Raw genomic sequence first — 12,534 nt, forward strand, 5'->3', positions numbered from 1 at the left:
CCCTGCCACCGCCCCCGGCCGTGACACCCGCCCGGCGAGGGACGTGGTCACCCTCACCTCGGGAACTGCCGTCAGCTCGGTGGCCAGCTCACGTGCCTCGGTGGTGCCGCCGAGGATCAGGATGTGCGGGGACATGCGGTGAGCGTACGAGGTCACGGGGCCGAGAGGTCAGCGGAGGAGCAGTTGCAGTCCGCCGATGATCGTCGCCGCGATCACGAGTTGCTCGAACAATCGCTGGTTGATTCGGTTCACAGCCCATTTGCCGATCAACGCACCGGGCACGACGAACGCCGCGAGCGCCGCGTCAAGCAGAAGCGAGTGCCCGTCGATCAGACCGAGCCCGACACTGAAGGGCACCTTGGTCACGTTGACGATCAGGAAGAAGAACGCCGACGTGCCGAGAAAGCCCAGCTTCCGGAAGCCGGCGGAGAGCAGGTACATCGACATCACCGGGCCGCCCGCGTTGGCGACCATCGTGGTGAAACCGCCGAGCACACCGTACGAGCGCGCCTTCGCCCGGCCGGACCTCGTGGTGACGGAGTCCGGCTCGTCGGCAGCCGCCTTCACGGCCTCCGCCTTGCGCCGGCGCCACAGGGTGACCCCCGCCATGAACAGCAGAATCGCCCCGATCGACGTCCGTACGACCGCGTCGTCGGCCCACACCAGGAACAGTGTCCCGATCACGACTCCCGCCGCGACCGCCGGGAACAGCCGCCACAGGGTGGGCCAGTGGGCGTGCCGCCGGTAGGTGAGGACGGCGAGGACGTCGCCGACGATCAGGATCGGGAGCAGGACGCCGGTGGAGGCGCGGGCGGGCAGGACGGCCGCGAAGATCGCCAGACTGACCGTGTTGGCCCCGCTCACGGCGGTCTTCGAGAAGCCGACGAGCAGGGCCGCGGCGGCGAGGGCGGCGAATTCCCAGCCGGATATGTGCCAGAGAGTCATCGTGTTCATGCGAGGACCGATGGTATGTCCTTACATCTGGCAGCGTAAGGAGTGTCTCGGCAAATGGCCCCTGCCGGCCGCGCCCCGGTGCGGCGGAGTGCTGACGACCCGCGGGTCCCCTGGGAAGATCACCGGGGACCAGGACCTTCCCGACACCGCCGGAGGACACATGGCCGACACCCGCGAGCACACCCTCACGGGCACCCGGGGCGCGATCACCGCACGCGAGTGGCCGCACGAACACCCGCGCTACGTCGCCCTCGTCGCGCACGGATACGGCGAACACATCGGCCGCTACGCCGAGTTGGCCGCCGTACTGCTGACGAACGGCGCGGCGGTCTTCGGCCCCGACCACCAGGGCCACGGCACATCGGCCGGCGAGCGCGTGCTGATCGAGGACTTCGAGGACGTGGTCACGGACCTGCACTCCGTCGCCGACCTGGCCCGCGCCACACACCCGGGCGTCCCCCTCGTCCTGATCGGCCACTCCATGGGCGGCCTGATCGCATCCCGCTTCGCGCAGCGCTACGGCGACGAGTTGGCCGCGCTCGTCCTGTCCGGACCGGTGATCGGCACCTGGGAACTGCCGGGCCGACTGCTCGCCCTCCCTGAGATCCCCGACATCCCGATCAGCCCGGCCTCGCTCTCCCGCGACCCCGGCGTCGGTACGGCGTACGCGGCGGATCCGCTGGTCTGGCACGGGCCGATGAAGCGGCCGACGCTGGAGGCGTTTACCCAAACCCTCCAGACCGTGGGCGAGTTGGGGAACATCGGCGGACTCCCCCTGCTCTGGCTGCACGGCGGTGACGACCGGCTCGTCCCGCTCGCCGGCAGCCGGGTCGGCGTGGAGCGGCTGAACGGCGGCGAGTTGACCGAGTACGTGTATCCGGGCGCCCGGCACGAGGTGTTCCACGAGACGAACCGCGCGGGGGTCTTCGCGGACCTGATCCGTTTCCTGGACGGGGTGTTGAACGCGACCACCCGGTCGGCATGACCGTGCCAGACTTCTCGCACAGCCCGCGGGAGTCGCCGTACACAGCCCGCGTGGGTGTCGTCGTAGCGCACAGTCGAGCAGAGGAGCATCGTGCGACCGGGACAGAGCCGGCCGTCCAGCGGATCGACACATCGAAGCCGCATCCGGCGCGGGTGTACGACTGGTTCCTCGGCGGCAAGGACAACTACCCGGTCGACGAGCAACTCGGCAGACAGATCACGTCACTTGACCCGGGCGCCCCGCGGACCGCGCGTGCCAACCGCTGGTTCATGCAGCGGGCGACGCGGATGCTCGTCCGGGAGTCGGGCATCCGCCAGTTCCTGGACGTCGGCACCGGGATACCGACCGCGCCGAACCTCCACCAGATCGCCCAGTCCACGGCGCCGGACGCGCGGGTCGTGTACGTCGACAACGACCCGATCGTGCTCGCCCACGCCGCCGCGCTGCTGCGCGGTACGCCCGAGGGTGCGACGGAGTACATCCAGGCCGACGCCCGCGAACCGCTCACCATCCTCCAACAGGCGGCCCGCGTCCTCGACTTCGACCGCCCGATCGCCCTGTCCCTGATCGCCCTGCTGCACTTCATCCCGGACGAGGACGGCGCCCACGAGCTGGTGGCCACCCTCATCGACGCGCTGGCGCCGGGCAGTTGCCTCGTCGTGTCCGCGATGACGGCCGACCTCGAACGGGAGAAGGTCGAGCGGGGCATCGCCGCCTACGCGGCGGGCGGGGTGACCCTGGTGGCCCGCTCGCACGCCGAAGTGAGCAGCATCTTCAAGGGACTTGAGCCGATGGACCCCGGCATCGTGTCCGTGTCCGAGTGGCATCCAGAACTCGCGGAGGGCGAGACCCCGCTCGGCGAGGGACCGGTCTCGTTGTACGGCGGGGTCGGCTTCAAGGTCTGAGAGGCCGAGTTGCGCGGTTGTCCCGGGAGAGACCCGGCACAGCCCCTTACCTGCCCGACCGCGGCCTGAAAAAGATCATCGCCGTCCCGGCAACTGGCCGAGCGTGGCGCGGATGTGCTCGGTCTGGACGCCAGTGAGGTCATGATCCGGGAGGCCGAGCGCCGCCACGGAGAGTATGCCCGGTTCCGCCGGGCCGACCTGGCCGAACCCCTGGACTTCGTACCCGACGCCTCGGTCGACCTCGTCACCGCCTCACTCGTCCTGCACTGTCTCCGGGACTGGGGGCCCACACTCCAGGAGCCGCACCGCGTCCTTGTGCCCGCCGGCGCGTTCGTCCTGTCCGTCCACCACAGCGACGACAGCGCCTGATTCGCCGACCGGGACTACTTCGCCACCGAGATGATCACGGAGACCTGGCCCATCGGCGATCAGCCCACCGAGGTGCGTTTCTACCGTCGTCCGCTGAGCGCCACGTTCTCCGCACTGCGCCAAGGCGGCTTCCGCGTCGATGAGTTGGCCGAGCCGATGCCCGTAACGGAGGCCTCTGAGACCCACCCGGAGGCGTACCGGACCCTCCGGGACTACGAGCGCGGACGACTGATGATGGCGGAGGATGCGAACGCCGCCATCCGCGGTGCCGTCGCGGCCGGCGCCACCGACATCACCGTCAACGATGCGCACGGCCCCATGCGCAACCTCCTGCCCGAATCCCTGCACCCGGCGGCCCGGCTCATCCGCGGCAAGCCCAAGCAGATGCTCATGCTCGAAGGCCTCACCCCCGAGTACGACGCCTTGATCTGCGTCGGCCACCACGCGCGGGCCGGCGCGCTCGGCGTACTGAGTCACAGCTTCATGGGGCACGAGATCGAAGACATGTGGCTGGACGGCCGGCCTGTGGGCGAGATCGGCCTGGCCCACGCCACCGCGGCCGCCATCGGCGTTCCGGTCACAGTCCTCACCGGTGACGACTGCGCCTGCGCGGAGATGACGGAGTGGGACGCCTCGGTGACGACCGTGGCCGTGAAGTACGCGCGGGACCGTTTCGCGGCAGAGCTGCGGCCGGCGGAAGAAGCACGCGCGGCAATCGAGAAAGCGGTCGCTGTCGGTCTCTCCACAGTGCCGAAGGTGTCTGCGGTCCCTGCGGACCAGTCCGCCCTCACGGTCCGCTGGCAGTCGGCCTCAGTGGCCTCGACGCTCCTGGGAATTCCAGGGGTCACCTTGACGGACACGCGGACCGTCCAGGCGCAGGGCGCTCTGCCCAGCCTCTATCGGCTGTTCGGCGTGTGGACGCGGGTGGCAGCGTCCCTGACCAACCAGCCGCCGTACTGCTGACCACCGAGAGCAACACCTGGGCGGACATCGGCTCCAGCCCTACGGTGGCCGCACGGACAGGAACGGCGTTCCCCGGTTGAGGCCGGTCGTGGTCACGGGCGACGATGCCGGGCTGCGGCTGTGCCGGGGGTGCGGAGACCGAAGCGGTTCAGGGCGGTGTGAAGGCTGTCTGCGCGGAGTGCCGGGGCGTAGCCGGTGGGAGCCGACCGTCTTGCCTCAGCCCTCTCCCGCCCTTCCGCCCCCAGCAAACGGGATACGAAGTATTCGACAGTGCGGGACTACCGGCGGGTGGCCCCGCGTCGGCCGAATGAATGCCGACGGGCGGTGCCTCCCACGCCATCCGCAAGACCCTCGCCTCCATCCCCATCCCCGACGAGCAGGAACGGTTCGAGGACGAGTTCAGCACCTGGGCACAGACCACGCCCGGCATCACCGTCAAGGTCGTAACGTGCCCCGGGTACGGCCGGGTTCCCGAGCCGTCAGGCGGTCGGCTCGACGTCCACGGCTGCCTCCGCATGCGTGACGAAGTCGTCGACCAGCCGGTGGAAGAGGCCCGCGAGCTGTCGCAGGTCCTCGGCGGACCAGTGGATCAGTGCCATCTCGATACCGCGGCGGCTCGCGTCCCGGATGCGGTTGACCGCGGCAAGGCCACTGTCGGTGAGCTGGACGCGCTGGGCGCGGCCGTCGTCGGGGTCCGGGATGCGGACCACGTGGCCGAGCTGCTCCAACTGCCGTAGCTGGCGCGTGACATGGGATGCCTCCACGGACATCCGGACCGCCAGCACCCCGGGGCGCAGCGGCTCGCTCTCGGCGATGTAGCGGAGGATCGCCACGGCGGCCCGGTCCAGCGGCAGCCCGGCCAGCGCCATCAGTCGCTCGTGCTGCCGGGCCCGTCCGGCCAGGTAGGCGATACGGGTGAGGACCCGCTCGATCTCGGCTACGTCCTCCGGAACGGGCGCTGTTACGGGTGGCAGTGTGGACATGCGTCCACCGTAACAGCTACTTGCCTGAGTTAAGCAAAGTCGGAACGGTTGCTTGACTCAAGTAACGCTTTTATGATTGCCTAACTCAAGCAAGTCCAGAGCTGGGGTCACCTAAGCGGAGGTGTCCCCATCGCGCCGTACGCCGTGGGGACGGAGTACGGCGCGGTCACCGGCCCGGCGACCGGAGTACTCCCCCCGTCCGCCGCCGGGCCGGTGACACCCCTCACGCACATGGAAAGCGAGTCCCCCTCATGGCCACGATGAAGTCCGTACAGACCGGCGCCGTCGACAAGATCGACGTGGTGGATGTCGAGCGTCCGGTGCCCGGGCCGAAGGACGCCCTGCTGAAGATCCGCGCCTGCGGGATCTGCGGCACCGACACCTTCTTCCTGCATCTCGGCGGCGGCCCGTTCGGATCGGGCGGCGCCATGGTCCCGGTCCCTCTCGGCCACGAGCCGGCCGGTGAGATCGTCGAGGTCGGCGCCGAGGTCGAGGGCCTGAAGGCCGGGGACCGGGTGGTCGTCAACCCGCAGGGCGCGCCCACCGGGATCATCGGCTGCGGCGGCAAGCACGGCGCCATGAGCGACTACCTCCTCCTGGAGGACTGCGAGATCGGCAAGAGCGTCACCGTCTTCCCCGACACCGTGCCGTTCGACGTCGCCGCCCTCAACGAGCCGATGGCCGTGGCCCGGCACGCCGTCAACCGCTCCGGGGCCGAGCCGGGCGACAAGGTCGTCATCTTCGGCGCCGGGCCCATCGGTCTGGGCGCGGCCATCTGGCTGAAGCTGCGCGGGGTCGAGCACGTCGTCGTCGCGGACGTCATCGCCTCGCGCCTGGAGACCGCCCTCGCCGTCGGCGCGGACGCCGTGATCAACTCCGCCGAGGAGGACGTCACCGCCCGGCTGACCGAGCTGCACGGCCAGGCCGCCAACGCGCTCGGCCAGCCCCGCCCCGGCACCGACATCTACATCGACGCCGCCGGTGTCGCCGCGGTCGTCAACACCACGGTCGACTCCGCGAAGTGGGGCGCGAAGCTGGTGATGGTCGCCGTACAGAAGAAGGGCGCCGACATCGACCTCGGCGGGATGCTGCGCAGCGAGCTGACGCTGATCGCCTCGCAGGGCTACCCCACCGAGATCTTCGAGGTCACGCGGGAAATCGTCGAGCACCACGAGCGGTTCGCCAAGCTGATCAGTCACCGAGTGCCCTTCGGTGAGGTCGAGCACGCCTTCGAGCTCGCGCTGACGCCGGGCGCGGCGGAGAAGATCGTCGTCACCTTCGACGAGTAGGCGCGGGCCCGCGGGTTCCCGCAGTCGGCCACGGGCCGATGGCGGGAACCGCGGCCGGCCTACTCGGACAGGAACCCCCACCTCATGATCTCCACACCATGATCCGCCGTCTGCAGCGGCTGCTGCGCTGCCATCCCCGCACCGTCGACCTGGCCATCGCCGCCGCGCTCTTCGCCTGTTCCTTCCCGGGCACTGTGATGACACTCCCGGGCCGCGACCTCGAAGTCCCTTGGTGGCCAGGCGTGTTGGTCGTGGGTCTCGCGTCTGTCGCGCTGTGGTGGCGGCGCACTCTGCCCTGCACCACGGTGGTGGTCACCCTCTGCTGCGCCATGGCCGTGGCCGCGCTCGGCTACATCCTCACGGTCCTGGTGATCGGACCGCTGATGGTCGCGCTCTACACCCTGGCCCGGGGATCCGACCGGACCACCGCGAACCTCTTCACCGCCTCCGGCATCGCCCTGCTCCTGGGCACGTCCCTGGTCGTGGGACCCGACGCCGAACCCCTGGTCCTGAAGCTGGTCGGGCCGGCCTTCTGGCTGCTCCTGCCGACCTCCCTCGGCACCACGACCCGACTCCGCGCGGCCTACCTGGAGGCGGTGCAGGCGCGCGCCGACCACGCGGAACGGACCCGGGAGAAAGAGGCACGGCACCGCGTCACCGAGGAACGCATGCGCATCGCCCGCGACCTCCACGACGTCGTCGCCCATCACCTCGTCCTGGCCAACCTCCAGGCAGGCACGGTCGTACGGCTGATGCGCAGCCGGCCCGAGGAGGCCGAGCGGATCGCCGGTGAACTCGCGGGCACCACCCTGTCTGCCGTACGCGAACTCAAGGCCACCGTCGGCCTGTTGCGTCACGCCGACGACGCCGACACCCCGTCGGGGCCCGCGCCTGGACTGGCCCAACTCGCCGAGCTGGCCGCCTCGTTCGAGCCCGCCGGGCTGTCCGTCACCGTCAACACCGAAGGCAGACCACGGCCGTTGTCCGCCGGCGCGGATCTCACGGCGTACCGCATCGTGCAGGAAGCGCTCACCAACGTGACCAAGCACGCGGGCACCGGCTCGGCGGAGGTACGGCTCAGCTACGCGCACGACCGGCTGGGCATCACCGTCACCGACCACGGCGGCACGACGGCACCCGCCTCCCCCCGGACGCCTTCCTCCCCCGGTCCGGCCGACGGCTACGGCGTGATCGGCATGCGCGAGCGCGCCCTGTCCGCCGGTGGCCGGCTCCGGGCCGGACACCGGCCCCAGGGCGGCTTCGAGGTCGTCACCGAACTGCCGCTGCTGCCCCACACCCAGAATTCACTTGCGTAAGTCAATCAATCTCATTATGGTTGAGTGAGTCAAGCAAGTCAGCTCGTCCCGGTCGTCACGCTCGTTCCAGATGGAGGCACTGCCATGTCCGACGCCCTTGCCCGACCCGCCGAAGCGGGTTCCTCCGCTCCGCCGAGGTCGAACGCCGTCGTCGCGGTGCTGGCCCTCGCCGGAATCGTCGTCTCGCTCATGCAGACCCTGGTCATCCCGATCATCCCGGAGCTGCCGAAGTACCTGAACGCCTCCGCGTCGAACACGGCGTGGGCGGTCACCGCCACCCTGCTGGCCGCGGCCGTGGCCACCCCGGTCGTGGGCCGCCTCGGCGACATGTTCGGCAAGCGCCGCATGCTGCTGACCAGCATCATCCTGCTGGTGACAGGCTCGGTCGTCTGCGCCCTGGCCGACTCGCTGGTCCCGATGGTCATCGGCCGCGCGCTCCAGGGTCTGGCCGCCGCGGTCGTCCCGCTCGGCATCAGCATCATGCGCGATGTGCTGCCCAGCGACCGGCTGGCCGGCTCCACCGCCCTGATGAGCGCCTCGCTCGGCGTCGGCGGCGCCCTGGGTCTGCCCTCGGCCGCCTTCATCGCCGACCACTACAACTGGCACCTCCTCTTCTGGGTCTCCGCCGTCCTCGGCGCCGTGTCCTTCCTGCTGGTCCTGCTGGTCGTGCCCGAGTCCAAGATCCGCACCGGCGGCCGCTTCGACCTGGTCGGCGCCGTCGGGCTCTCCGCCGGACTGGTCTCCCTGCTCCTCGCGATCTCCAAGGGCTCCGACTGGGGCTGGACCAGCGCGACCACGCTGATCCTCGGCATCGCCGCCGTGTCGATCCTGCTCTCCTGGGGCTGGTACGAGCTGCGCAGTCCGCAGCCGCTGGTCGACCTGCGGACGACCGCCAAGCCGCAGGTGCTGTTCACCAACCTGGCCTCGATCGCCCTCGGCTTCTCGATGTTCGCGATGTCCCTGGTCCTCCCCCAGCTGCTGCAACTGCCCACGCAGACCGGCTACGGCCTGGGCAAGTCGATGCTGGCGGTCGGCCTGGTGCTCGCCCCGCAGGGCCTGGTCATGATGGCGATGTCCGCCGTGTCCGCCCGCGTCACCAAGGCCAAGGGCCCGAAGGTCACCCTGATGATCGGCGCGCTGATCGTGGCCTCCGGCTACGCCCTCAACATCCTGCTGATGTCCGAGGTCTGGCACCTCGTCCTGGTGTCCTGCATCATCGGTGCCGGCGTCGGCTTCACCTACGGCGCCCTGCCCGCCCTGATCATGGGCGCGGTCGACCCGTCCCAGACCGGCGCGGCGAACAGCCTCAACACCCTGATGCGGTCCCTGGGCACCTCCTTCGCCAGCGCCATCGCCGGTGTGATCCTGGCCCAGATGACCACCGACTTCGGCGGCAGCGCCCTTCCGTCGGAGAACGGCTTCAAGGTGGTCATGGCGATCGGTGCCGGAGCCGCTTTGCTGGCCTTCTTCCTGGCGAGCCTGATCCCCAAGGCCCGTAAGGCAGTTGAGGCATCGGCCGACGGGGAGCCGACCCCGGCTCCCGAGGTCGCCGAGGCCAAGGCGTAAGGCATTCTGGCCATCGAGCACACGGCGGTCGGTTCGGCCGGCGCACCCGTGGTGCGGTTCGGCGCCGGTGCGGTGCGCGGGCGGCTGGAGGACGGGCTGGCGGTCTTCCGCGGCATCCCGTTCGCCGAACCGCCCGTCGGGGAGGCACGGTTCCAGGCACCCCGGCCGGTGCGCGGCTGGGACGGGGTGCGCGAGGCCGGCGACTTCGGGCCGCCGCCCCCGCAGGAGTCCGGATTCCAGGGCCGCCGGGGCGTGTTGGAGGCGGCGACGGGCGACGACTGGCTGACCATCAACGTGTGGACGCCCGCTCCCGGTCCGGCGGCCCGCCGGCCGGTCATGGTGTGGATCTACGGCGGCGCCTACAAGTTGGGACACGCGGGCAGCCCCGGCTACGACGCCCAACACATCGCCCGGGACGGCGACTTGGTGGTCGTGACCTTCAACTACCGAGTCGGGATCGAGGGGTTCGCCCGGATCGACGGCGCCCCCGCCAACCGCGGGCTGCTCGACCAGGTCGCCGCACTGGAGTGGGTGCGGGAGAACATCACCGCGTTCGGCGGCGACCCCGAACAGGTCACTGTCTTCGGCGAGTCGGCCGGTGCCGGGTCGGTTGCCTCGCTGCTGGTCATGCCGAGCGCCGCCGGACTGTTCCGCCGGGCCATCGCGCAGAGTCCGCCGAGCCCGGTCTTCTCCGACCCGCTGGCCAGGGACATCGCGTCCGCCATCGCCGCCGAGGCGGGACTGCGCCCCACGGCCGCCGACCTCGCGACCGTGGACCCGCGTCAACTTCCCGCGGCGGGCGAGACGCTGACCACCAAGATGCACCAGTACGAGGACCGGTGGGGCGGCCTCGCCCACACGCTGAGCCCCTTCGCACCCGTCGTCGACGGCGAGGTGCTGCCCACCACACCCTGGCAGGGTGTCGCGGCGGGCGCGGCCCGGGACGTTGAGCTGATCCTGGGTCACAACCGGGACGAATTCCGCCTGTTCACCGCGCTCGGCGGCCAGCTCGGGAAGATCACCGAGGAGGACGCGGCATCCGCACTGCGCTGGTTCGGCCCGGGCCCCGAATCCGAACAGGCCTACCGCACCGCCTTCCCGGACGCCTCCCCCGGCGAGCTGTACGAACTCGTCCACTCCGACCGGGTGTTCCGCATGCCCTGCGTGCGTCTGGCGGATGCGCAGGTCGCCGCTGGCGGACGCGTCCACGTCTACGAACTCACCTGGCCCGCCCCGGGGTTGGGCGGAGTACTGGGTGCCTGCCACGGCCTCGACATCCCGCTGCTGTTCGGCACGTTCACCGCCGACCTGGGCAATCTGCTGTTCGCGGACGTCGCACCCTCGCCCGAGGCGTTGGCGCTGTCGTCCCGTTTCCGGGCGTCCTGGACGGCGTTCGCGCGGACGGGTGACCCGGGGTGGCCCGCGTACGACACCGAGGGGCGGTCGGTGCAGGTGCTCGACGCTGAGCCCGTGGTCACGGCGTATCCGGAGGAGGCCTCGCGGCGGCTGTGGGAGGGGTATGCCTTCGGTGCGGTGACGTTGGCCGAGTAACCCGGGCAACACGTCCGCCTCGGTGGGCGCGGGATCGCCCGTGATCGGCAAGAACTCGGGGTGAGGTGTCGCGGTCGGTGGCATCACGCGGGCGTGGGCAGTCGTGAGGGGTCACGCCCATGCCGGAGGGCGCCACACCCATGTCCGGCCGGCGAGCAGTTCCTCGCCCCTCCCGGCGGTACGCCCGTCTTCCCCTCGCCTCACCCCGAGTCCTCGCCCTTCCCGGCCACCATCCGCTCCAGCCGGTCGAAGCGCTCGTGCAGAGCCCGCACCGCCTCCTCGCCCAACTCCTGTGCCCCGTGCGCGAGATGATGCCGGCGACGCTGTTCCCGTCCGACGAACCAGGTGGCCAGGGCCGCGGTGACAAGTCCGTAGGTGGTGATGCCGGTGACCATGACCACCGAGCCGACGACGCGGCCCCACAACGTCACCGGGTAGAAATCGCCGTATCCGACGGTGGTCGCCGTCTCGATCGACCACCACAGGGCCTTCGGGTACGTCGTCAGATTGGCGCCGCGCGCTCCCTGTTCGGCGGCGACCACCGCCCAGGAACCGACCAGCATCACCACGCCGAGGACCGCCGCCGCACCGCCCGCCGCCTTCAGGTGGAGCGAGCGGCCCTGCCTGCCGAGCAGCAACTCGACCGCCCTGGTGAGGAATCCGGGCAGCATGGTCACTCCTTCGCGTCAGGGTGCCGGGCCGGCGGCCGGAGCTCGTCCCGGCCTGGGGCCAGTGTCGGGGCGGGCGAGGGTGCGAGCATGCCGGGCGGAGCGTTCGAGTTGCCGTACGACCTGCGGCGTTGTGCGCTGGGGGCACTGCTTCGCCGCCAGACCCCGACCGCCCCACACCACGGAGGCCCCTGCCATGACCGCGGACCCCCGAGCCGTGCCGGAGACCTTCGCCTTCACCTGTGGTGACTGCGGCCACTGCTGGGAGGCCACCTTCCAGGTGATGTTCTTCACCGACCCGACGGACGCCTCCGGCCTGACCACACAGGAGTACGTCGACGAGGAGGGAAAGGCCCTCAGGTCACCCCTCGCCGACGCGATCTGCCCCAAGTGCGGCGGGCGCACGGTGAATGTGCTGGAGGCCGGACTGGCGGCACGGGCGCGCCAGGCGGAGCACGAACCCCGGCCGCCGCACGAGCACCGTCTGCACCTGCCGCACCGGCATTCCGGCCCGCCGGAGGACGAGACACACTGACGCGCCGGGCACCCGAGGGGACGCCGCGCCCGTACGTGCCGCTGACCCGAAGGACGGACCCACTGAGGTCCCGAGCGGACTGCACTCTCACGCACACCCCTCCCCCAGCGGATGAGAGGCCCCGACGCGCCGGGCACCCGGGAGAACGCCACGCCCGGGGCGCCCCTCACCCGGGAGGACGGGACTGGTGTGCCACCCGCCGGAAGGAACGGTTCGCCCAGGCGGATCCCTCGCCCCGGTGAACGGCACTCTCCTCGCCCTGAGGACGGAACGCGCTGACGTGCCACCCATCCGAAGGAACAGCACACCCAAGCGCACCCTTCGCTCCAGTGGGCGGCGCGCCCAAGCACACCGCCCTCACCCGGAGGACGGGACGCCCCGACCCGTCTCCCACCCGCAGGGGTGCGACGCCCTGGCCTGCCTCCCGCCTACGAGGACGCGCCCCTACCC

13 protein-coding genes are annotated in these 12,534 nt (G+C 70.7%); 9 read left to right on the forward strand and 4 right to left on the reverse strand.

Features of this window, described 5'->3' with window-relative positions; translation table 11 throughout:
* Together AC31A1_RS34160 and AC31A1_RS34165 are read right to left on the reverse strand one after the other, a co-directional pair.
* Positions 1 to 135, reverse strand: a 135-nt coding sequence (locus AC31A1_RS34160) for a precorrin-6A/cobalt-precorrin-6A reductase (protein WP_489657037.1), incomplete at its 3' end; no start/stop codon positions are given.
* Positions 136 to 168: 33 nt separating this feature from the next.
* The gene (locus AC31A1_RS34165) at positions 169 to 954 is read right to left on the reverse strand and encodes a sulfite exporter TauE/SafE family protein (protein WP_489657027.1); all 786 of its coding nucleotides are present in this window, start codon (positions 952 to 954) and stop codon (positions 169 to 171) included.
* Positions 955 to 1,114: 160 nt separating this feature from the next.
* Between AC31A1_RS34165 and AC31A1_RS34170 the strand changes: the two genes are divergently transcribed.
* The 4 genes from AC31A1_RS34170 to AC31A1_RS34185 all read left to right on the forward strand — a co-directional run bounded on the left by AC31A1_RS34170 (position 1,115) and on the right by AC31A1_RS34185 (position 4,176).
* A complete protein-coding gene (locus tag AC31A1_RS34170; RefSeq protein WP_489657028.1) occupies positions 1,115 to 1,939 on the forward strand; it encodes an alpha/beta hydrolase in 825 nt (274 codons plus the stop codon).
* The gene (locus AC31A1_RS34175; RefSeq protein ID WP_489657029.1) at positions 1,936 to 2,844 is read left to right on the forward strand and encodes an SAM-dependent methyltransferase; all 909 of its coding nucleotides are present in this window, start codon (positions 1,936 to 1,938) and stop codon (positions 2,842 to 2,844) included. Before AC31A1_RS34170 ends, AC31A1_RS34175 begins: the two co-directional genes overlap by 4 nt.
* 93 nt (positions 2,845 to 2,937) lie before the next feature.
* On the forward strand, positions 2,938 to 3,213 hold the full coding sequence (locus tag AC31A1_RS34180; RefSeq protein ID WP_489657038.1) for a class I SAM-dependent methyltransferase: 276 nt from the start codon (positions 2,938 to 2,940) through the stop codon (positions 3,211 to 3,213).
* 156 nt (positions 3,214 to 3,369) lie between these two features.
* A complete protein-coding gene (locus AC31A1_RS34185) occupies positions 3,370 to 4,176 on the forward strand; it encodes a M55 family metallopeptidase (RefSeq protein ID WP_489657039.1) in 807 nt (268 codons plus the stop codon).
* A 479-nt stretch (positions 4,177 to 4,655) separates the two neighbouring features.
* Here AC31A1_RS34185 and AC31A1_RS34190 read toward each other — a convergent pair whose 3' ends face one another.
* Positions 4,656 to 5,159: a MarR family winged helix-turn-helix transcriptional regulator gene (locus tag AC31A1_RS34190; RefSeq protein ID WP_489657030.1), complete on the reverse strand. Its 504-nt coding sequence runs from the start codon at positions 5,157 to 5,159 to the stop codon at positions 4,656 to 4,658.
* 251 nt (positions 5,160 to 5,410) lie between these two features.
* Between AC31A1_RS34190 and AC31A1_RS34195 the strand changes: the two genes are divergently transcribed.
* The 4 genes from AC31A1_RS34195 to AC31A1_RS34210 all read left to right on the forward strand — a co-directional run bounded on the left by AC31A1_RS34195 (position 5,411) and on the right by AC31A1_RS34210 (position 10,881).
* A complete protein-coding gene (locus tag AC31A1_RS34195; RefSeq protein ID WP_489657031.1) occupies positions 5,411 to 6,448 on the forward strand; it encodes a zinc-dependent alcohol dehydrogenase in 1,038 nt (345 codons plus the stop codon).
* Positions 6,449 to 6,546: 98 nt separating this feature from the next.
* Positions 6,547 to 7,764 (forward strand): sensor histidine kinase, encoded by a 1,218-nt coding sequence (locus AC31A1_RS34200; RefSeq protein ID WP_489657032.1) that lies wholly within the window; start codon positions 6,547 to 6,549, stop codon positions 7,762 to 7,764.
* Between the two features lie 84 nt (positions 7,765 to 7,848).
* Positions 7,849 to 9,330 carry an MFS transporter gene (locus AC31A1_RS34205; RefSeq protein ID WP_489657033.1) on the forward strand — a complete coding sequence of 494 codons (1,482 nt, stop codon included), beginning with the start codon at positions 7,849 to 7,851 and terminating at the stop codon, positions 9,328 to 9,330.
* A gap of 48 nt (positions 9,331 to 9,378) precedes the next feature.
* Positions 9,379 to 10,881, forward strand: a complete 1,503-nt coding sequence (locus AC31A1_RS34210) for a carboxylesterase/lipase family protein (RefSeq protein ID WP_489657034.1) — start codon at positions 9,379 to 9,381, stop codon at positions 10,879 to 10,881.
* Positions 10,882 to 11,081: 200 nt separating this feature from the next.
* Here the strand turns inward: AC31A1_RS34210 and AC31A1_RS34215 are convergent, their stop codons facing one another.
* Complete coding sequence (locus AC31A1_RS34215; protein WP_489657035.1) at positions 11,082 to 11,552, reverse strand: potassium channel family protein; 471 nt, start codon at positions 11,550 to 11,552, stop codon at positions 11,082 to 11,084.
* A 193-nt stretch (positions 11,553 to 11,745) separates the two neighbouring features.
* Between AC31A1_RS34215 and AC31A1_RS34220 the strand changes: the two genes are divergently transcribed.
* Positions 11,746 to 12,084, forward strand: a complete 339-nt coding sequence (locus AC31A1_RS34220; protein WP_489657036.1) for a hypothetical protein — start codon at positions 11,746 to 11,748, stop codon at positions 12,082 to 12,084.
* Positions 12,085 to 12,534 lie beyond the last annotated feature (450 nt).

The organism is Streptomyces sp. P5F9 (assembly GCF_057961495.1).

Excerpts from the sequence above, each read along its gene's own strand:
- AC31A1_RS34165 (WP_489657027.1), bottom strand. The coding sequence starts at position 954 with ATGAACACGATGACTCTCTGGCACATATCCGGCTGGGAATTCGCCGCC.
- AC31A1_RS34170 (WP_489657028.1), top strand. The coding sequence starts at position 1,115 with ATGGCCGACACCCGCGAGCACACCCTCACGGGCACCCGGGGCGCGATC.
- AC31A1_RS34175 (WP_489657029.1), top strand. The coding sequence starts at position 1,936 with ATGACCGTGCCAGACTTCTCGCACAGCCCGCGGGAGTCGCCGTACACA.
- AC31A1_RS34185 (WP_489657039.1), top strand. The coding sequence starts at position 3,370 with ATGCCCGTAACGGAGGCCTCTGAGACCCACCCGGAGGCGTACCGGACC.
- AC31A1_RS34190 (WP_489657030.1), bottom strand. The coding sequence starts at position 5,159 with ATGTCCACACTGCCACCCGTAACAGCGCCCGTTCCGGAGGACGTAGCC.
- AC31A1_RS34195 (WP_489657031.1), top strand. The coding sequence starts at position 5,411 with ATGGCCACGATGAAGTCCGTACAGACCGGCGCCGTCGACAAGATCGAC.
- AC31A1_RS34200 (WP_489657032.1), top strand. The coding sequence starts at position 6,547 with ATGATCCGCCGTCTGCAGCGGCTGCTGCGCTGCCATCCCCGCACCGTC.
- AC31A1_RS34205 (WP_489657033.1), top strand. The coding sequence starts at position 7,849 with ATGTCCGACGCCCTTGCCCGACCCGCCGAAGCGGGTTCCTCCGCTCCG.
- AC31A1_RS34215 (WP_489657035.1), bottom strand. The coding sequence starts at position 11,552 with ATGCTGCCCGGATTCCTCACCAGGGCGGTCGAGTTGCTGCTCGGCAGG.
- AC31A1_RS34220 (WP_489657036.1), top strand. The coding sequence starts at position 11,746 with ATGACCGCGGACCCCCGAGCCGTGCCGGAGACCTTCGCCTTCACCTGT.